We start from the raw sequence: 19,586 nt of genomic DNA on the forward strand, positions 1-19,586 counted from the left end.
AAGAAGACATTCGTTCCGAAATTCGGTACGAATGTCTTCTTTTCTGTAAACTAAATAACATCTGTAGAAAAACTGCTAGTTCTTCAGTGGCCTCTGCATACCCCCGTGCCTTTTTGTATTTCATCACATTTATTTTGTTTTGAAGCTGAGAAAACCATCATCCACAGCTACCGTTGTGCCATTCATCGCACTCGCAGCATCACTGAACAAAAACGTAACTACACTTGCCACTTTTTCGGGCTGAATCAATTCTCCGCGCATGTGCTGGGTTGCCAGTGCGTCCTTCATCGCCTTGTCATTGCCTAATATCGGAGTTTCAATGAAGCCAGGCGTAACCCCGAGAACACGAATGCCATGCTCAGCCAATTCCAGTGCTCCAGATTTGGACATCATGACCACCGCTGCCTTCGCAGCATTGTAGTTGAAGCTGCCCACAGCTGCCACACTTCCGTAGATCGAAGCCGTGTTCACAATCGTACCCTGCACTTTCAGTTCTACCATTTTCTTCGCACCATAATACATGCCGTAGTATACGCTGTGCTGATCAACATCAATAACTTTGTGATACGATTCCGGGTCCATCTCCAGAAACGGCTTTACAAGCCCGATGCCTGCATTATTGAAAATGCCGTTGAATGTGCCATAGGTCTCCACAGTCCAGTCAATCAACGCTTTGATCTCGTCGCCTTTGGATACATCAACTTTATAAGCTCCGGCCTTACCACCATTTGCTTCAATCTGAGCTGCAACCTGTTTGGCACCATCTTCGTTAAAATCCGCGACAACGATCGTCGCCCCTTGTGCAGCCAGCTGCAATGCTGTTTCTTTTCCGATCCCGCTTGCTCCACCCGTGATAATAATGACTTTCCCTGTATGTTCGGACATAACATTGATCTCCTTTGCTGTATAATTTCGATGTAAGGTGAGTAAAAGTTAGGTTATAACTTTTATATATTTAATCATACTAATCTGTCTTTCTTTTGTCAATCCGTGAGCCTTGTCCATGATTTGTAGTTTTTGTTTTTATGGAGTAATTATACAAAGAAAGACGAGCACTCGCTCCGCAAGCTTACTCGTCTTGTTGTATTTATCATTTAAACAAACTATTCACTTTGCAAACCGCTGAGCGGTTCCTTCAAGCTATTAATGTTATTGATTAATTCAGGAATACCTGTCTTTTGCCAGTTCTCTGCGGTGAACCCCTGCTCTGCAATAGTTGTTTCGAACTGATCGACAACTTCGGTAAGCTGGTTATTATAACTCACCAGATTCTCATGGATGTTCTGACCTATTGCAGGGGCATTCAATTGTGAGAATTCCGCTGCTTCCATCTGAATCAAGTCAATCTTTGCTTGAATCTGATCCGTTACATCCGGATTGTTGATCGCATCCGCTGCAAGCTGCTGCAAATCCGTTCCGGCTGTTGATACCTGTTCTATATAATCGGTCGCGCCACTTACATAATTCAAACTTTGATTCGTCTGCTCTACGATTGAACACGCTGAGATCATAAGCACACTGGATGCAACAACTGCGGTCATGACAAGTTTATGTTTTTCTCTTCGCCTGGGCATGATCATCTCCCTCTCCACACTAAGAATGATGGTTGCACGTTTATGATACTTGCTTCCAGGACGCAATTGCAAATGTGTCTGCACGCCACAGCATAACGATGTATAATAGGAGAATCACACAATAAAGGGATGTCATCATATGCTTCAAGCCTTGAATCAACGCTTGAACCGCATCATGCCACTGATTACCCCCAGCAGTATCATCATTGGTGTATTATGCGGCAGTTATTTATCTTCGTACACGTTTTTGTCCCCCTGGCTGTTTGCTTTCATGACGTTTGCAGGCAGTATCAGTCTAAGCGTACGGGATTTTGTGAATGTGCTGAAGAGGCCTTTGCCTTTGTTTATTTGCTTGCTGATCCTGCATCTGGCTATGCCGCTTGTAGCGCTGGGCATGGGGCATCTGGTATTTCCAGCGGATGCCTACACGATTACAGGCCTTGTTCTCGCTGCGGTCATTCCCACTGGAATTAGCAGCTTTATATGGGTGAGCATCTACCGAGGTAATATTGCCCTTACGCTTTCTATTATTCTTATTGATACCTTACTTGCTCCTTTTGTTGTACCCGGCGTGTTATCATTGCTTGTAGGTACAAGTGTTTCCCTTGACATTGGGGCCATGATGAGCAGTCTGTTCTGGATGATTGTGTTTCCATCCCTTCTGGGGATGCTTCTGAATGAGTGGACCAAAGGTGGCATCGTGCCTGTATGGGGGCCACGGCTGAATCCGTTATCCAAGCTGTTCATGGCTTCTGTTGTGGCGATCAACGGCTCGGTTGTCGCACCATATCTGGCTGACTTCAACTTGAAACTGGCAGGTCTGGCTGTAATAATTGTCTTTCTGGCTTCCTTCGGTTATGCTTTGAGTTATTTCATTGCGAAGTGGCTCGGCTGGAATGAAGCGGACCAGGTCGCCCTTGTTTTTAATGGGGGGATGCGCAACATTAGCGCTGGCGCTGTACTCGCAGTCACTTATTTTCCACCGCCTGTTGCCGTGCCTGTTGTGCTTGGCATGGTATTTCAACAGATGCTAGCGTCCCTTTCAGGCTACTTGCTTGGTCGACGTTCTCAGCTTTTGCGCAATACGGATAAAACTTCAGCAGCATGACCGTGCCATAATGATATTAGAAAACGCCGACCCAATGGGTTCGGCGTTTTTGGTTTACTTCTCTTGCTATTAGAGCTATAAGTTAAGGTGTTACTTAGGTAAACCTTAATAGTTTAATCTTGAAATTTCTGATGAGATGCCTAGAGCGATCAATAAGATATAAAAAACGATTACGATAAGTCCCCACATCAATGATGCTTTTGCAAAGTTTGCCTTGGATGGGTTTGAACCGCCGAAAGCCCAGACAAATAACATAATCAGGTTAACGAGCGGGATCATCAAAAGAAACAATGTAAGCATCCAACTTCCAAAGCTAACAGACGGTATAGCTGGTTTTTTATGTATTGCTTGATTAGGAGCTGCTTGCATAAACTTGAGGTCCTCCTTTCTGTTTGTTTTTTGTAAAAGCTATGAGTTGGTTTTTCCATTCAAAAAAACACAGAATGAATTGCCCTTAGTAAAAATACCCTATATTTCTGTAATTTTCAATGCAATATTTTCCATGTTTTCAATTCTGCGAATTCTTTTTGCGTTAGGCATATAACCAACGAAAGAAGCCGACAAAATGTCGGCTTCTTTAACTAAGCTTATATCGTTGATACCACAGCTTCAGGAAATATTATGTTATTTCGGTTGAATATATCCTTCAGCTTTGAGCAATTCAGCGATCAGCACTGCACCGCCTGCAGCTCCGCGAAGTGTGTTATGGGACAGCCCCACAAATTTGTAATCATAGAGTGAATCTTCGCGCAGTCGGCCTGTGGATACACCCATTCCGCGTTCGATGTCACGATCCAACCTCGTCTGTGGTCTGTTCTCTTCTTCAAAATACGTAATGAACTGTTTCGGTGCGCTTGGCAGCGCCAGCTCCTGCGGACGACCTTTGAACTGCTGCCAGCGTTCGAGAATTTCATCCTTGCTCGGTTTTTTCTCAAAGTTCACAAATACCGTCGCCAGATGTCCATCGGTTACCGGTACGCGAATACATTGTGTTGTAATCAATGGTGCAGATGCTTTGACAATCTGGTTATTTTCTACACTTCCCCAGATGCGAAGCGGCTCCTGCTCACTTTTCTCTTCCTCACCGCCGATGTAAGGGATAACGTTATCCAGCATTTCAGGCCAGTCCGTGAAGTTTTTGCCCGCACCAGAGATCGCTTGATACGTGGAAGCAACAACCTGTGTCGGATTAAACTCACGCAAAGCGTGCAGTGCAGGCACGTAACTCTGGATCGAGCAATTCGGTTTCACCGCAATAAAACCAGTTGAGGTGCCCAGCCGTTTTCTTTGAGCTTCAATCACAGCCAGGTGACCCGGGTTAATCTCAGGAATAACCATCGGTACGTCAGCTGTCCAGCGATGAGCCGAGTTATTGGATACAACAGGCGTGCCTGTTTTGGCGTAAGCCTCTTCCAGCGCCTGAATTTCATCTTTTTTCATATCCACCGCGCAGAAAATAAAATCAACCTGGCTCGCAAATGCTTCAACCTGGGATGCATCCTGCACGACAATATTTTTCACCGGCTCTGGAATCGGAACCGCAAGCTTCCATCTTCCTTGCACAGATTCTTCATACGTTTTACCTGCCGAATTGGCACTTGCTGAAATCGCGGTTACTTCAAACCATGGATGTTGATCCAGCAGGTCTACAAAGCGCTGACCCACCATTCCTGTTCCTCCGACAATACCGACTTTTAATTTTGCTGACATGGAATCATCATTTCCTTTCGGTTTAAGTTAGCTCATCTCTTGTTGTCATCGTACATGGGATACTGGAAGCTTGCTTTCATTCCCCTATCATTCACACTATTCAGGCCACTCCAAAGCGTGTAATCACAGCTCTGAAAAACCAAAAAATCCCATCCCCAAGACCAAAGTCTCAGGGACGAGATTGAACACTCGTGGTACCACCCAGATTCGCAAATATGTCACCATATCTGCCTCTTCAAGTATGTGAAGGATGACAGTTTCATCCGTTTTATACTCTAGCTCTATAACAGGAGCGCCTGTCACACCATCCTCCAGGAAAGCGGATTCCGATGTGCTGCTCAGAGTCTTTATTCGATAAAAGTTTCTTTGCCCCTTTTCAGCTGCCGGAGCTCTCTGATGAAAGAATGATTTTTATCTACTCGTCTCGTCTTCGCATTTGATATTGCGATTATAATATCAAAGTTCCAGTACGGAAGTAAACAGTTTTTTTTAATTTGCTGTAATTGGATATATTACAAAAATGAAGTTAGTCCTTCTTTTGCTATAAATTCATCATTCGTTAATCCAAACAAAAGCAGGTCATGGTACCTGCCATCGGTATACACAACTTGACGCCGCACACATCCAATTATACCCAAAAAGTTAAAACCAGAATAGCCTCCGTGCGGAATATTTCCGCCGAAGGCTGTTTATCGTTGACGCTTGTTTCAAATATGAAGAAACATCATTCCATTTTCCCAGGATACTGAGGTTCATGCACATCATCTGGCACCGTTTCATCAAAAACATCCTGACCCGGATAATCCCGCACCTCTCCCTCATGCAGCTCATGATTCTCATAATCGAAACGGTGTGCGGTTCTTTGATCCATCCGCCATGGGGAGCTCTTGCCAAGAGATTCAGATAACAAGGATGAGCCGTAGGGGCCCTCCGGGAACTCCTCAAGAGTAATATCATTTCGCTGCGATTCCACGGTGGATACGTCCGAATACTCCTGCCTGTCCTCCTGCACAAACTTTTCCTTCATCATTCGTCCCTCCTGATCGTCTTGGGATGATCAACGCATCTTTAAGATGAGCGAAACAGAAAGACCTTATGCATTTTTCTTGGAAAACACTGCGTTTCAAGTGCCGATTCATCACTGAATCTGCACCTTTATCCGCGCTGCTAGAACCATCGCATAGATACAAGCAGAGCAAAAACCAGCAGACCGATGATGCCTATTCGCGTATCCCGCCTGCTCCAGACCAGAAGAGAGGAACGAGCGCCTAGCGCAGCGTTTTCTCTCACCTTGCGCATCTCCATGGCAATGGTCATGTCCTCTGCACGCTGGAACAAGGCCATAAGCAGTGGAATGATCAAGGGCCCCAGATCGCGTATGCGTACGGTATTCGGCTTCAAAGCCGCTTTCCCGCGCGATCTTACAATCAGAGAAAACCGCTGCCACTCACTCCAGATCATTGGAATGAATCTGAAAATCAAAGAGACAGCCAGCGCAAACGAAGCGACAGGCAGTTTAATTTTCCGGCCATAGGCAAACACCCAGTTAAGACCCTCAACCATGCGTCCATAAGGTGTTGTTAACGAGAACCACAGGCTTGCCAGGGTTACGATGAACAGACGATACAGGTTCAGCAGCGTGACCTCGGCTTGAATCCATGAAAAGCCGAGCTGAATCCCCCCTTCATCCGTCGATAGTGTGCTGCCCGATAATGCTGTGGACAGGACAAAAAACAGGACGAGCGGTTTCATCAGCTTGATGCATCCCGTTAACATCTGACGGGGCAGCACAGCTAAAGCACCTGCCACCGGAATCAAGGTTAAGGTCAGGCCAAGCCAGTCCTTCTGAAGCATCGCTGCGGTCACGAGCAAGACGTACAACACCCATTTTAGACGCGGGTCGAGCACGCTATATGCTTCGTTAGAAGGAACAGATGCAGCAGTTGATTGTTGAAATTGGGCAGAATCATCATAAGCAGGTGTGGCTTCTGGCATTTCTTTCGCATCATACGTATGTTCAGCACCTGCTGCCTTCTGCCCCCCTGAACGAATAATGGCTTCAGCCATCTCTTCTGCCGTCATCGCTGGATAAGGGAAATCGATCCCGGCCGCTCGCAGCTGCTCTGCAAGGCGCATTGAAGGAGGCAAACCCATTCCAGCTTGCAGCAGCAGCTCAGGGTGTGTGTGCAATTCCAGCGGCGTAACATCCGCAATCAAGCGACCTCCTTTTAACAAAAGCACTCGGTCTGCATACGGCAGAAACGTATCCAGATCATGTGTAGCAATAATTGCCGCACCACCCGACATACGTTGCTTATCGAGAGAATCGAGCAGCAGCTTCATGCTTTGTGCCTCAAGGCCGGCGCTGGGTTCATCCAGCAGCATCCAGTCCGGTTTGGTTACATGACCAAGCGCCAGTCCCAGTCTTCGCTTCTCACCACCACTGAGGGCAAAGGGCGAACGCTCCAGGTGAAAACGCCGCTCCCCTTGATCCCCACGAGGCGGGTCCCACTGCGCCAAAGAATCTTCAATCCGCTGCTCACGGTCGGCTTCATTCAGACGATAAGGACGCAGCGAGTACAGCATCTCCCGCTTGATATCACGCGCAAACAATTGCTGCTCCGGGAATTGAAACACAAGCCCCGTCTGAAGCAGCACCGATTGAGGCACCCTCCCATCACGCCACATCGGTTCGCCTTCCAGCCGAATAACACCGGAATCCGGCGTTCTCAGACCAGCCATGGTCTGCAGCAGTGTTGTCTTGCCTGAGCCAGTGCAGCCCAAGAGAAGCGTAACCTCACCACGTCTCAGCGTGACTGTAATCTGATCCAGCAGTGTGCGCTTGTTCTCACCCGGGACTCGCACGCAAATATTCTTCAGCTCCATCACCAGCGCGCAACCTCCCTGGCCAGCTGCTCAGGCCTTAAAGGCGCAGCATGCTGCAGCTTCCCCTGCCGCTTCAGGATCAGGCATGTCTTGACCGTGAAAGGCGGCTCCAGTCCCAGCTGCTCACAAGGGGATTGCACCCCTTTTTGCTGCAAGGCATCGCCTCGTGTCCCGGTTTCTTCTGATACTCCTGCACCAGTTTCTTCTGATAGATGTTTCTCGTTTCTTTCTGATAATGGATAAAAAAATGACATCGGTGTGTCGTCATAGACACATCGTCCTTTATTCATAGCCATGATTCGATCACTTAGCGTTGCTTCCTCCAGATGATGCGTAATCCAGATTACTGCTGTGCCATTGCTCGTTACGGTCTGAACAATATGCTCCAAGCGGTCTCTTGCATCAGGATCAAGCATAGCCGCAGGCTCATCCATAATCAGCACATCCGGCCTGGCCGCAAGTGCTGTTGCAATATTTAGCAGCTGCTTCTGTCCACCGGATAATTGTGCAATGGCTGCAGCTGGCGGATGATGAAGTCCGACAATTTGCATTGCTTCCCTACTGCGGTTCTCCTTCTCCAGACTGGATATATGTAAATGCGATAATGCAAAATGGAATTCTTCTTCAATCGTGTCCCCCAGCACCTGTGCATCAGGCTGCTGTAATACCCCGCGAATGATCAGATTCTCCGGAACATTTCGTTCGCCACTAGACAAGGGCATGAAGCCCAGCAGTATGCCGGCAAGGGTGCTTTTCCCGCTCCCGTTCGCACCGACGATACTTAACCATTCCCCTGCTTTAAGTGCAAGCGAGACCCCGTCCAGCGCCTTCTTCACCTCACTGCCTTCAACAGTGTAGTGTACATGTACGTTTTTTAATGAAATGATAGGCAGCTTATCTTGCATTTCAAAATTAGTCCTTTCGCGATCTGAATTTATGTGATAATATGCTAATCGTTAACCAACAAAATAAAAAAGGTTAACAATAATTTTATCAAAATCGAAAGGATTGTACAAACATGAAATTATCTTTGCGAGGCATTGTATTCAGTGCGCTCATGGCAGCCATTCTTGTTATTTTTGGATACATAAGCATTCCTCTTGGATTCTCCCCTGTGCCGATTACGCTGCAAACGTTGGCAGTGATGTTAGCTGGCGGACTGCTTGGGCCACTTTACGGTTTTCTCAGCATTGCCCTAGTCGTCGTGCTGACAGGTCTTGGTTTTCCTCTCCTGCACGGGACCGGAGGACTGGGTGTTCTACTCGGGCCTACAGGAGGCTATGTTGTCATATGGCCATTCTCAGCTTTGCTGATCGGTTTGCTGCTCTCCAAGGTACAGGTTCGTGGTTTTAAAGGTTATTTTCTTGCTTTTATCATCATTGAAATATTTGGTTCCCTATTAAATTATGTCACGGGTGTTCCATGGCTTGCTTACCGCTTCAGCATGTCCTTGTCGGATGCGATGATTCAAGGCTTCTATCCTTATATTATCGGTGATCTGATCAAAGCTGTTTTCGCCACGATCATCATCGCTCCTATTCGCATCGTATACCCGCCTCAGCGTCTGACAAGTCCTATGCATTCCAATGTGATTAAGATGAACTAGTCTCTATCACCCCCTTCAGAATGTCTGGCCAGATCAGCACAGAAAACCGCCAAAGCTGGCCTTTGGCGGTTTTTCTGTATTTTCATTACGTTGTCTTTATTAAGCGTTCATTATTTTATCTTTATTGAGCTTTCATTACTTTATCTTTATCACGTTGCCCTCAGCCTGCTCAGGAACCGTAAATTTTCAGCAGCAGATCCTTGCTGCCCACCTGTCCTGAAGCTTGCGGAATGACATCATTGTAGTCCGCGGAGTTTGTTACGATGATAGGGGTTACCGTATGATAACCTGCGGCTTTAATTTGTTCAATGTCAAATTCGAGCAGCAGATCCCCCGCCTTCACTCGGTCTCCTTCCTCGATGTAAGAGATAAAATGCTGTCCATCCAGCTTGACCGTGTCCACACCTACATGTACCAGAATTTCGGCACCCGAATCGGAAACGACAGCAAGTGCATGTTTCTTCTTGAAAGCAACGGTTACTGTACCATCAAAGGGAGCCACAACACGACCTGTGGATGGCTCGATCGCAATCCCTTTTCCCATAGCGCCAGAAGCAAACGCCGGATCTGGAACTTCAGCCAAATCAACAATTGTACCTTCGATTGGACTTAACACTTCTTGATCTGTTTTGGAGGCTGCTTGAGCCGATGGCTTGGAATCCTCTTTGCTTGGTGCAGTCCCGGCAGTTTGACCTGCGTTAGCTTCTGTCTTCGTGTCCTCATCATCCACAGGATCTTTGAAGCCCATGATATACGTCAGAACAGCAGAAACGATAAAGGACGCTGCGATACCCATAATCAGTCCAGGGAAGCCTTGCCCACCCGGTCCGTAGAAGATTGGCAGTGTCAGCAGTCCCGGTGCACCCGAAGCGAATGCCTGTGTCCCTGCCTGACCGATAATTGCACCACCGACAGCACCACCGATAACACCAGCAATAAATGGACGTTTCAGCGGCAGCGTTACACCATAAATTGCCGGTTCAGTAATGCCGAACAACGCTGTAAGTGTAGATGACCCGGCAAGTGTTTTCAGTTTTTTGTTTTTCGTTCTGAGCATAACCCCGAACGCTGCTCCCGTCTGAGCAAAGACCGAAGCCGTTGCTGCCGGTTTTACACCGTCCTTGCCGTATACAGCAATGTTGTTGATGAAAACAGGGACCAAGCCCCAGTGTACGCCGAAAATAACGAGCAGCTGCCAGCTTGCACCCATCACAGCTCCGGCGAGCAGTGGACTGAATCCAAATGCAGCGACCATTGCAGACGCAATGCCGTTACCTACATATACACCAAATGGTCCAAATACAAGCAGCGTGAGCGGAACCATAATGACAAGCAAAAATAAAGGGGTCACAAAGTTTTTAATACTATCATGAAGCAGTTTGTTAAAAAACTTCTCCAGCTTGCTCATCACAATAACCGCCAGAATAATCGGTATAACGGTAGACGAATAGTTCATGAGCACAACGGGAATTCCGAAGAAGTCCGTAGGTGTGCCGTCTGTCTTCAGTTGAATGATTGTTGGATAGATTAATGCTCCTGCAATCGTTAATGCAACGAACATATTTCCCTGGAATTTACGTGCCGTTGTAACCGCTAACAGGAGCGGCAGGAAATAGAACAAGCTGTCTGCTGCTGCATACAGAATGATATAGGTCGTGTCTGTTTTCTCCAGCCAACTCATATTGTTCGCGATCAAAAGCAAACCTTTTAATATACCGGCTCCAGCCATAACACCAAGCAGCGGTGCAAAAATACTCGATATGACGTCAATGATGCCGCCCAGGCCTTTCACCTTTTTGCTGCTCTTCTCTTTACTCGAAGAATCGTCCAGAATATGACTGATCTGACCAATCGCCTGATATACTTCAGGTACTTTATTTCCCACAACAACCTGGAATTGTCCGCCGTTTTCCTTAACGGCAATAACACCCTCTGTTTTCTCCAGACCCGCTTTGTCGGCCTTGGAATCATCCTTTAATACAAACCGCAGCCTTGTTGCACAGTGAACGAGTGACTCCACATTTTTCTCACCGCCGACCCGCGCTACAATCTCTCTGGCCAGTTTCTCTTGACTCATGATATGCCCTCCTACTTTTTGTCCAACAGGCACTTTACCGATTTTTTTGCACACAAAAAACCTAAGCCTGGCGCAGATGGACACAAAGGTTCCAACATGCACATGACTTAGGTTTTGCCTGCATAACCAGTAACAATCCCAGTTAAATCGTATTCAAATTCCTGTTATACACATAATATTATAATATAACCAATTATGTCAATCATTAATTGTTATCGATTCACGACACGTTCAATGTGTACGGTCAGATACAATTTCTCCTCATTGGTCAGCTCATGATCGTATTCCTTGTTAACAAACATGGCTATTTTTTCTACACATGCAGCAGCTTCAGGATGTTTCTCCTTGATCATATCGTAGAAATGATCGTAATCTTTATCATAGTGTGTGCCGTTCAGCACACGCTGCGAGAAAAATTTCAAATGTGTAATGAAGCGGAAGTAGCTTAGCGACTCCTCATCAAATTCCATTTTAAAATGATACTTCGCGATATTAATAATCTGCTGGATAAACTTCGTCATATTCATCGTAGTGATGACTTCTTCATTCATCTCCGCATTGACGATATGCAGTGCAATAAAGGCAGCTTCATCCGGCGGAAGTTCGATCTGCATGCGCTTGTTAATTTCTTCAATCGTACGCAGTCCCAGCCCGAATTCGGCCTTGTACAGCTGTTTGATCTCCCACATTAACGCATTTTTGATCTCGATGCCTTCATGATAACGCTCTATTGCGAAATTAATATGATCCGTCAAGGATACATAGATGTTCTCATTCAGCTTACGTCCGAGGCTGTCACGTGCGTGTGAGATCATCTCCTCTACGATTTCAACCAGTTCCATCGGAACCTCGCGCAGCAGCATTTTGAAATTATCGGATGTCTGTTTGTTTTTCAAGGCAAATACTTTCTGAATGCGGGTCTCGTCTACTTTATCTCCCGGCTTTTTCTTAAAGGCAATCCCACGTCCCATCACTACAAGCTCTGCCCCGTCGGCCTGATAGATGCTGATGACGTTGTTGTTGATAACCTTCGCTATTCTCAATGCAATCCCCCCGTCACGTTCCACTCTCTAGTCGCGCTGATACATCTATTTCATGGGCATAACAAAAAAACCTGGAGCATCACAAAATAAACAAGACATGACCGTCTGCTTCTTTTGGTGCTCAGGTTTTGCCTACGTGTGATGTAGTAACAATCCCAGAAACGATATATTTGCGTCAAGTATACCTTGAACAGCAATCGATGTCAACGCTTTCAAGGAGCAGACATCAGGAAGTTACATGAATGCATGCAACTTCTGATGTTGAGAAACACACGGATGCTTCTCCTCGCAGACTATTCGTCTCCAAGATTTGTGCCACGGGAGGCAATAACATTTTTGTACCATTCGAAGCTTTTCTTTTTCAACCTGGTCAGCTCTCCCTTGCCTTCGTTGTCCCGATCTACATAGATATAGCCGTAACGTTTTCTCATTTCGCCGGAAGATGCGCTGACGATGTCAATCGGCCCCCAGCTCGTATAACCAATGATGTTACAGCCGTCCTGAATGGCTTCACCCATCTCCGCAACATGGCGTTTCAGATAATCAATGCGGTATGAATCATCAATCTCTCCTGCAGCATTGATTTCATCATGAGCACCAAAACCGTTCTCCACCACAAACAGCGGTTTCTGATAGCGGTCATGAAGCTGGTTTGCCGTAATACGGAAACCTTTGGGATCAACCGTCCACCCCCACTCCGATTTTGTCAGGTATGGATTGGCTATGGAGCCGAACACGTTGCCACTCGTCATATTTTTGTTCACTTCAGGGTCAGTACTGGTTGTCCGACTTGAATAATAACTAAATCCGATATAGTCCACCGTATGGTTTCGCAAAATGTCGGCATCCTGCGGCTCCATTACGATATTCAGATGGTTGTCCTTAAAGAAACGTTTGGCATATCCCGGATATTCTCCGTGTGACTGCACATCAATGAAGAAGTAGGACTCACGATCCTTCTCCATTCCCTGGAAGACATCCTCCGGGTTACATGTGTACGGATAGAAGCTTCCTGCAGCAAGCATACAACCAATCATGGCGTCCGGGATGATCTCATGACAGGCTTTAACGGCAAGCGCACTTGCAACCAGCTGATGATGCGCCGCTTGATACTGGATTTCCTTGATGTTATCCCCTTCGTTAAAGGCCAGTCCTGCTCCCAGGAATGGAAGATGAAGCAGCATGTTGATCTCGTTAAACGTCATCCAGTATTTCACCTTGTCTTTGTAACGGGCAAATACCGTTTTGGCATAGGTCTCAAACAGCTTCACCAATTCACGACTTCTCCAGCTGCCGTATTTCTCAATCAGATGTACAGGCACATCAAAGTGAGCCAACGTTACAACCGGCTGGATGCCATGTTTCAACAGCTCATCAAACAGGTCATCGTAAAATTGCAATCCTGCTTCATTCGGCTGCGCGTCCTCGCCTGTCGGGAAAATTCGTGCCCAAGCAATGGACACACGTAAAGCTTTGAAGCCCATCTCTGCAAACAGGGCAATATCCTCACGGTATCTGTGGTAGAAATCAATGGCCTCATGGGATGGGTAGAACTCATTTTCAAGCGGTGTGAAGGCAGGAACATGACCTTTCATAATGTTTCTGCGCTTCTCTCCAGTTGGCAAAAGATCAACAATGCTCAGCCCTTTGCCATCCTCAAGGTATGCCCCTTCTGCCTGGTTGGCTGCAATAGCTCCTCCCCACAGAAAATGCTCAGGAAATTGAAATGTCGTCATCTGTATTCTCCTTTCAAATATATCATGCAATGATCCGCCCAGTCTCTGCCGTCCAGCTGAATCACTGGGTAAATAGAAAAAACCCGAACCAGCCTGCATACACGATGACGTGTATCACAAGCCAGCTCAGGTTATGCCCGTATTCGGTAACATTCCCAGACAACATTATGCGGATTGGGTAAAACTTTACCAAGAAACAGGAAATCTGTCAACAGCACAAGTCATATTCTGACGGTGTAGTTCTTTTTTACAGACGATAAAAAGCTGCACAATTTTCACCGAAAATCTTCTGCTGCTCTGCTGCTGACAATGTATGAACATGCGTCTGAAGCACATTAAACACTTGACTATAAGTGCCCGCTACTGTGCATACAGGCCAGTCGGAACCATACATGACCCGGTCTGTTCCAAATGCCTGCAGAACCGTATCGAGATAAGTTGTAAAATCTTCTTGTGTCCACGTATTCCAGTCTGCTTCGGTCACCATTCCGGACAATTTGCAATATACATTCGGATGCACTGCAATCGCTTCCATAGCTTCTTTCCATGGAGTTTGAATACCGCCCTTGATATCAGGTTTAGCCAGATGATCAATGACAAAACGCTGCCTTGGAAACTTCTGTACCAGCTCTGCAGCATACGGCAGCTGTTCCTTGGATACGAGCAGATCATAAGCCAGATTATACTGCTCAAGAAGTGCGATTCCACGCTGGAAATCCTCCCGCAGTACAAACTTTACATCCGGCTCATCCTGAATGACATGACGTACGCCTTTCAGCCAAGGGTTAGCCGCAACTTTTTCCAGCTGAGCAGCAGCTTCCTCCGAGCACAGATCCACCCATCCGACAACCCCCCGAATGAACTCATGTTGATCCGCCAGCTCCAGCAGCCACTCGGTTTCTTCCAGACTTTGACGGGCTTGTACAGCTACACAACCCGTTATTCCGGCCTCCGTAAGAATGGGCTCCAGATCTTCCGGCAGAAACGATCGTTTGATCACACGCATCTCTTCACCAATCCACCCGTAATCACGGATGTTGTAATTCCAGAAATGTTGATGTGCATCCAGCTTCATGATATGTACCTCCTAATGTATCTCACGCTGTTGTAGGATGTTATCCCTTATCTAAATATAATTCATATTCAACGTGCAAGCACCAATTACTGAAAGAATTACGGCAAAACATTGAATAACGTACAAGTCAACCTTCATACCTTTACATGAATGAAAATTGAGGGGGACTTTAACATGTTTAAACGTGTGGATCGTCTTGCCATTGAACTGCCCATATCCAAAAATCCGGACCCCAACGGTGCCAGTGCGGTACAGGAGCTGTTAGGCGGAAAATTCGGGGAAATGTCAACGCTGAACAATTACATGTACCAGTCATTTAACTTCAGAGGCAGATCCAAGCTGCGTCCGTTCTACGATATTGTCGCCAGTATTACAGCCGAAGAGTTCGGCCATGTCGAGCTTGTGGCCAACACCATTAATCTGATGCTTGAAGGCTCGACGTCTCCAGGTGCACCAGACACTACACCGCTCCGTATAGGCAAGGATGCACGCATGACCTCCCATTTTATTGAATCCGCGCAAACAGCACTGCCCTATGATTCCATGGGAAGACCTTGGGATGGCTCGAATGTGTTCAGCAGCGGCAATCTGATTCTTGATCTGCTGCATAACTTTTTTCTGGAGTGCGGGGCAAGAACACACAAAATGAGAGTTTATGAGATGACTGACAACAATACCGCTCGTGAGATGACAGGTTATCTGCTTGTGCGCGGTGGCGTACATATTCTTGCCTATGCCAGAGCGCTGGAGATTGCAACAGGGGTAGACGTGACCAAGCTGATTCCGATCCCCAATCTGGACAACAAAGCCTTTGAAACCACACGCAAATGGGAAGCGATGGGTGAGCAGCGCCGGTTGTATACGTTCAGTGACAAGGATTATCAGCAGATCGCCCAAATATGGAAAGGCACACATCCGACCGACGGCGGCAAGCTGGAGGCTTTCGCGGGTTTACCTGGTTACGGAGGACCCATCCCCGAGCTGCCTGACCTGCCGGAGGAATTCGCGCCCGGTATATCCCCGGAGGATTTTCTACAGATCGCAGAACGCCTGAAACGAAATGCAGGACTCTAGATGACAAAGAAAAGGAAAACGACCGGAGTATACCTCCAATCGTTTTCCTTATTTCTATTGTATCTCAGCTAGGACTGATGGATTGATGCAGTTCTCAAGTATGATATTTCCAATTACAATCGAAATCGCAAGATTGTTATTGCGGCTCAGTTAACTCTACGACGAGCACCGTTTTCCTATTTGCGTTAACATGTCCTCTTGATACCGCTCTCACCGAAGAAATCAAGTCGTTGCCGTTCGGGATCAGGACAGGTGTAATCAGCGGCAGGCCGGCATTCTGAATCATATCTCTGTCAAATTCAATTAATAGCTGTCCCTCAACCACAGAATCTCCGCTTTTCACATGAGCAACAAACCCATTACCTTTCAGTCCAACTGTGTTAATGCCAATATGAATCAATAGCTGGATACCTGTGGCATGCTCTAAAATAACAGCATGTTTGCTTTTATCCATAACATGGGCTACAACTCCGTCAAACGGAGCATACACCTTGCCATCAGAAGGGTGAATGGCTAGGCCCTCTCCCATATGTTTTTCCGAAAATGCAGGGTCAGGCACCTGCTCCAGATCAACAACAGTTCCATGCATGGGCGAGGCAATCTCCAGCTGTTTAACGTTGGGACGAGATGCAGGAATAGCCGATGACAATGTCGTTTCAGATGGAATTGTTTGGTTTGCAACCGGAGAATCGTTACCCGTAGTCTCTCCCTCTGTAGCAGATTGATCTTTATAACCAAAGAACCAGGTCAGTGCAAAAGCAATGGCCATCGCTGTTACATTCGCTACGATATACAGAGGCAGCTGACTATTCAGGTACAGCAGAGTTCCCGGAATGACCGTGACAGCCATGCCTGTTCCTTGCAGATGGAATAATGATGCGATAAAACCGCCCACTGCGCCACCGATCAGACCCATAACAAACGGTTTCATATATCGCAGATTCACACCAAAAATCGCTGGTTCCGTAATCCCGAGAAAAGCAGATAAGGAAGACGGCAGAGCAAGCGCTTTGAGCTTCATATTTTTTGTTTTCAGACCAACAGCAAGACATGCCGCTCCTTGCGCAGCCATAGCACACGTAATGATTGCGTTGAACGGGTTAAATCCCGTTTTCTCCAGCAGTTGAATTTCCAAGAAGTTAAAGATATGATGTACACCCGTAACCACGATAATCTGATGCAAAAATCCGATAATAATGCCCGCTATGCCGAAAGGCAAATCCAGCACGGCTGTTGTGCCATGCAGCACCCATTCTTCAAGCGAATGAAATACGGGACCGATCGCAAACAGTCCGAGTGTAATCATAACTGTTAGCGTAATAAATGGCGTCAGAATCAGATCCAATGCCTCAGGCACACGTCTGCGCAGCATTTTTTCGAACTTGGCACCGATCAAACCTACGAAAAATGCTGGCAGGACCGAGCCTTGATATCCCACAACGGGGATAAATCCGAACATATGCAGGGGCTGTGCCGAACCATCGGCTACAGCATATGCGTTCGGCAGTGCTGGATTCACCAGCATCAGGCCGAGCACGATCCCGAGAACCGGGCTTCCCCCGAATACGCGGAATGCAGACCAGGCTACGAGTGCAGGCAAGAAGGCAAAGGCTGTATCCGTAAGTATCTGCGTAAAAAGCAGGAAGTTTGGCGATATATCATCAGGAGTTGCACCAAACCAGGCCAGAATTTCATTTTGCGTGAGCAAACCGCGCAGGCCCATGAACAGCCCGGTTGCGACAAGCACGGGAATGATCGGAACAAAGACATCACCAAACGTGCGAATAGCACGCTGGAACGCATTGCCTTCCTTTTTCCCCTGACTCTTCACATCTTCCTTCAATGTTCCTTCGATGCCAAGCTTCTCAACCTCTTCGAAGATGCGATTCACTGTGCCTGTACCGAAGATGATCTGATACTGCCCGGAATTGAAAAAGGCACCCTTGACCTTGTCGATATTCTCGACCTTCTTCTGATCAATCTGCTGTTTATCTTTCACCATAATGCGAAGCCGTGTTGCACAGTGTGCAAACGAAGCAATATTATGCTTTCCGCCGATCGCTTCAATAACTTCCTGCGCAATTCGCTGATTGTCGGACATACTGTATCATTCCTCTCCGTTCATCTAATAATTCCACTTCATTGCTGTGAAATCGGCACTTCCGCCGTATGCAAAAAATCGAATAGCTGTACTGTCACGACTTGGAAAAATCCGGCTGGTAAACACCTCTTGTCCGTCGTTGACGAATAGTTCAACCGAGGATGAATCAACAAACATCCGCAGTTTAATGACATCTGCCTCCAACGCACATTGACGAATGGTTCCATTGGCTTCGGACAGAGCTGCTCCCGATTGACTGCGATCCAATATAAGCTTGTGCTGCAAACGATCATACTGAATGACCGTTTTTTCTGTGGCGCTCGCCCGGAATTCGATACCAGCGTGTTCTGCACCCTTCAAACTAATCTCACATTCAAGCTCATACGTGATGCCATGAAAATTCGCGACTGCCTTACACTCATCGTCAAGGGTAAGCTTCGCCTCCATTCCCTGTTTTTCTCTGCGAAGCTGTTCCATTTCCGCAACAGGTCGCTGGATGAGCTTGTTACCTTGAACGGACAGTTGCCGCGGTATCGTTAAACAGTGCGCCCAGCCGCTGTCGTCGGTGGGATACACGAGATCAGGAAGCCCCATCCACGCAACCAGAATTCGTCTGCCATCCGGCGAATGCATCGTTTGTGGAGCATAAAAATCAAAGCCGCGATCCAGCTCTTGAAATGGGCTATGATTAAAAACTCCCGTTGCCAGATCCAGGGGGTCTCCCATGAGGTACCCGGATTGATAGATATTCTGAAATTGATCTCCTACAGCCTGAATGCCTTGTGGTGAGAAGATCAGCACCCCTTGCCCATCCAGTTCCATGTAGTCCGGGCATTCCCACATGTAACCGAAGGAAGGCAGTGCTGTAATGATCTCACCGAGAAACTGCCAATGTTTCAAATCTGCGGAGCAATAGAGCACTGTACAACCAGTCTCATCTGTGCGCTGAGCCCCTATGACACAATAATAAACATCTCCATGCAGCCATACCTTGGGGTCTCGGAAATGCTCCGTATATCCAGGGGGCACTTCAGAAATGACCGGCTGCTCGTATTTGGTGACTACATGCTGCTCATCCATAACCGCCAAGCACTGATACGGATGTCTGATCCAATTTTCATCACGGGTATTGCCCGTGTAGATCAGGTTCAACCTGCCGTCCTTCTCTACCGCACTGCCTGAATATGCGCCATGAGAGTCATACGGGCTTCCTGGTTCAATAGCAACACCAATATTCTCCCAATGGACCAAATCGCGTGAGCGTGTATGATACCAATATTTCATCCCGTGTTCTGTACCGAGAGGAAACCATTGATAAAAAAGGTGATAATAACCCTCGTAATAAGAAAATCCGTTAGGATCATTAAGCAGGCCAGTGACAGGCTGAATATGGTAACTTTGTCTCCAGGGACATGCTGCAATCCGCTTCTCAAGCTTTGCTATTTCTCCTGGCTCGGCCTGATCAATCCGTCGATAGAGCTGCGCTCTAGTCATTTTCATAAGTCATCTCAATCTCCATTCATGCTGCAAAAATCATAAGTCTCTCTCCAGAGGAACCGGTTCCAATATAAACAAAAAAATAATTCCATGCCCCCG

At 46.9% G+C, this 19,586-nt stretch carries 16 protein-coding genes and 1 other annotated feature; of the genes, 3 read left to right on the forward strand and 13 right to left on the reverse strand.

Annotated elements, in window-relative coordinates:
• Positions 1-129: 129 nt before the first annotated feature.
• Entirely contained in the window at positions 130-885 is a 756-nt protein-coding gene (locus tag HNR77_RS25520; RefSeq protein WP_184190349.1) for an SDR family NAD(P)-dependent oxidoreductase, read from the reverse strand.
• A gap of 218 nt (positions 886-1,103) precedes the next feature.
• On the reverse strand, positions 1,104-1,574 hold the full coding sequence (locus tag HNR77_RS25525; RefSeq protein WP_184190351.1) for a DUF6376 family protein: 471 nt from the start codon (positions 1,572-1,574) through the stop codon (positions 1,104-1,106).
• A 139-nt stretch (positions 1,575-1,713) separates the two neighbouring features.
• Between HNR77_RS25525 and HNR77_RS25530 the strand changes: the two genes are divergently transcribed.
• Positions 1,714-2,682: a bile acid:sodium symporter family protein gene (locus HNR77_RS25530; RefSeq protein ID WP_184190353.1), complete on the forward strand. Its 969-nt coding sequence runs from the start codon at positions 1,714-1,716 to the stop codon at positions 2,680-2,682.
• 105 nt (positions 2,683-2,787) lie between these two features.
• Here HNR77_RS25530 and HNR77_RS25535 read toward each other — a convergent pair whose 3' ends face one another.
• From HNR77_RS25535 to HNR77_RS25555, 5 genes are all read right to left on the reverse strand, one after another.
• Complete coding sequence (locus tag HNR77_RS25535; RefSeq protein WP_260410893.1) at positions 2,788-3,051, reverse strand: hypothetical protein; 264 nt, start codon at positions 3,049-3,051, stop codon at positions 2,788-2,790.
• 255 nt (positions 3,052-3,306) lie between these two features.
• On the reverse strand, positions 3,307-4,392 hold the full coding sequence (asd, locus tag HNR77_RS25540) for an aspartate-semialdehyde dehydrogenase (protein ID WP_184190355.1): 1,086 nt from the start codon (positions 4,390-4,392) through the stop codon (positions 3,307-3,309).
• Between the two features lie 168 nt (positions 4,393-4,560).
• Positions 4,561-4,832, reverse strand: a binding site (T-box leader).
• Between the two features lie 284 nt (positions 4,833-5,116).
• A complete protein-coding gene (locus tag HNR77_RS25545; RefSeq protein ID WP_184190357.1) occupies positions 5,117-5,419 on the reverse strand; it encodes a hypothetical protein in 303 nt (100 codons plus the stop codon).
• A gap of 140 nt (positions 5,420-5,559) precedes the next feature.
• Positions 5,560-7,278 carry an ATP-binding cassette domain-containing protein gene (locus tag HNR77_RS25550; protein ID WP_221444002.1) on the reverse strand — a complete coding sequence of 573 codons (1,719 nt, stop codon included), beginning with the start codon at positions 7,276-7,278 and terminating at the stop codon, positions 5,560-5,562.
• Positions 7,278-8,183: an energy-coupling factor ABC transporter ATP-binding protein gene (locus tag HNR77_RS25555; RefSeq protein ID WP_184190361.1), complete on the reverse strand. Its 906-nt coding sequence runs from the start codon at positions 8,181-8,183 to the stop codon at positions 7,278-7,280. Before HNR77_RS25555 ends, HNR77_RS25550 begins: the two co-directional genes overlap by 1 nt.
• A 113-nt stretch (positions 8,184-8,296) precedes the next feature.
• Between HNR77_RS25555 and HNR77_RS25560 the strand changes: the two genes are divergently transcribed.
• Positions 8,297-8,884, forward strand: coding sequence for a biotin transporter BioY (locus HNR77_RS25560; RefSeq protein WP_184190363.1), 588 nt, complete (start codon positions 8,297-8,299; stop codon positions 8,882-8,884).
• A gap of 169 nt (positions 8,885-9,053) precedes the next feature.
• On the opposite strand, the gene HNR77_RS25565 is transcribed toward HNR77_RS25560, so the two are convergent.
• From HNR77_RS25565 to HNR77_RS25580, 4 genes are all read right to left on the reverse strand, one after another.
• Positions 9,054-10,961, reverse strand: a complete 1,908-nt coding sequence (locus HNR77_RS25565) for a beta-glucoside-specific PTS transporter subunit IIABC (RefSeq protein WP_184190365.1) — start codon at positions 10,959-10,961, stop codon at positions 9,054-9,056.
• Between the two features lie 212 nt (positions 10,962-11,173).
• Positions 11,174-12,004 carry a BglG family transcription antiterminator LicT gene (gene licT / locus HNR77_RS25570; RefSeq protein WP_184190367.1) on the reverse strand — a complete coding sequence of 277 codons (831 nt, stop codon included), beginning with the start codon at positions 12,002-12,004 and terminating at the stop codon, positions 11,174-11,176.
• 293 nt (positions 12,005-12,297) lie between these two features.
• Positions 12,298-13,740, reverse strand: coding sequence for a 6-phospho-beta-glucosidase (locus tag HNR77_RS25575; RefSeq protein ID WP_184190369.1), 1,443 nt, complete (start codon positions 13,738-13,740; stop codon positions 12,298-12,300).
• Positions 13,741-13,987: 247 nt separating this feature from the next.
• Positions 13,988-14,815, reverse strand: a complete 828-nt coding sequence (locus HNR77_RS25580) for an amidohydrolase family protein (RefSeq protein WP_184190371.1) — start codon at positions 14,813-14,815, stop codon at positions 13,988-13,990.
• A 174-nt stretch (positions 14,816-14,989) separates the two neighbouring features.
• Here HNR77_RS25580 and HNR77_RS25585 point away from each other — a divergent pair, with 174 nt between their 5' ends.
• Complete coding sequence (locus HNR77_RS25585; RefSeq protein ID WP_184190373.1) at positions 14,990-15,889, forward strand: manganese catalase family protein; 900 nt, start codon at positions 14,990-14,992, stop codon at positions 15,887-15,889.
• Between the two features lie 136 nt (positions 15,890-16,025).
• On the opposite strand, the gene HNR77_RS25590 is transcribed toward HNR77_RS25585, so the two are convergent.
• Both HNR77_RS25590 and HNR77_RS25595 read right to left on the reverse strand, forming a co-directional pair.
• Positions 16,026-17,990 carry a sucrose-specific PTS transporter subunit IIBC gene (locus HNR77_RS25590; protein ID WP_184190375.1) on the reverse strand — a complete coding sequence of 655 codons (1,965 nt, stop codon included), beginning with the start codon at positions 17,988-17,990 and terminating at the stop codon, positions 16,026-16,028.
• 24 nt (positions 17,991-18,014) lie between these two features.
• Positions 18,015-19,490 carry a glycoside hydrolase family 32 protein gene (locus tag HNR77_RS25595; RefSeq protein ID WP_184190377.1) on the reverse strand — a complete coding sequence of 492 codons (1,476 nt, stop codon included), beginning with the start codon at positions 19,488-19,490 and terminating at the stop codon, positions 18,015-18,017.
• Positions 19,491-19,586 lie beyond the last annotated feature (96 nt).

The organism is Paenibacillus sp. JGP012 (assembly GCF_014203995.1).
Taxonomy (GTDB): domain Bacteria; phylum Bacillota; class Bacilli; order Paenibacillales; family Paenibacillaceae; genus Paenibacillus; species Paenibacillus silvae.

What these genes read in the sequence shown, in the direction of transcription:
- HNR77_RS25520 (WP_184190349.1), bottom strand. Translation starts at nt 885, where the DNA reads ATGTCCGAACATACAGGGAAAGTCATTATTATCACGGGTGGAGCAAGC.
- HNR77_RS25525 (WP_184190351.1), bottom strand. Translation starts at nt 1,574, where the DNA reads ATGCCCAGGCGAAGAGAAAAACATAAACTTGTCATGACCGCAGTTGTT.
- HNR77_RS25530 (WP_184190353.1), top strand. Translation starts at nt 1,714, where the DNA reads ATGCTTCAAGCCTTGAATCAACGCTTGAACCGCATCATGCCACTGATT.
- HNR77_RS25535 (WP_260410893.1), bottom strand. Translation starts at nt 3,051, where the DNA reads ATGCAAGCAGCTCCTAATCAAGCAATACATAAAAAACCAGCTATACCG.
- asd (WP_184190355.1), bottom strand. Translation starts at nt 4,392, where the DNA reads ATGTCAGCAAAATTAAAAGTCGGTATTGTCGGAGGAACAGGAATGGTG.
- HNR77_RS25545 (WP_184190357.1), bottom strand. Translation starts at nt 5,419, where the DNA reads ATGAAGGAAAAGTTTGTGCAGGAGGACAGGCAGGAGTATTCGGACGTA.
- HNR77_RS25550 (WP_221444002.1), bottom strand. Translation starts at nt 7,278, where the DNA reads ATGGAGCTGAAGAATATTTGCGTGCGAGTCCCGGGTGAGAACAAGCGC.
- HNR77_RS25555 (WP_184190361.1), bottom strand. Translation starts at nt 8,183, where the DNA reads ATGCAAGATAAGCTGCCTATCATTTCATTAAAAAACGTACATGTACAC.
- HNR77_RS25560 (WP_184190363.1), top strand. Translation starts at nt 8,297, where the DNA reads ATGAAATTATCTTTGCGAGGCATTGTATTCAGTGCGCTCATGGCAGCC.
- HNR77_RS25565 (WP_184190365.1), bottom strand. Translation starts at nt 10,961, where the DNA reads ATGAGTCAAGAGAAACTGGCCAGAGAGATTGTAGCGCGGGTCGGCGGT.
- HNR77_RS25575 (WP_184190369.1), bottom strand. Translation starts at nt 13,740, where the DNA reads ATGACGACATTTCAATTTCCTGAGCATTTTCTGTGGGGAGGAGCTATT.
- HNR77_RS25580 (WP_184190371.1), bottom strand. Translation starts at nt 14,815, where the DNA reads ATGAAGCTGGATGCACATCAACATTTCTGGAATTACAACATCCGTGAT.
- HNR77_RS25585 (WP_184190373.1), top strand. Translation starts at nt 14,990, where the DNA reads ATGTTTAAACGTGTGGATCGTCTTGCCATTGAACTGCCCATATCCAAA.
- HNR77_RS25590 (WP_184190375.1), bottom strand. Translation starts at nt 17,990, where the DNA reads ATGTCCGACAATCAGCGAATTGCGCAGGAAGTTATTGAAGCGATCGGC.
- HNR77_RS25595 (WP_184190377.1), bottom strand. Translation starts at nt 19,490, where the DNA reads ATGAAAATGACTAGAGCGCAGCTCTATCGACGGATTGATCAGGCCGAG.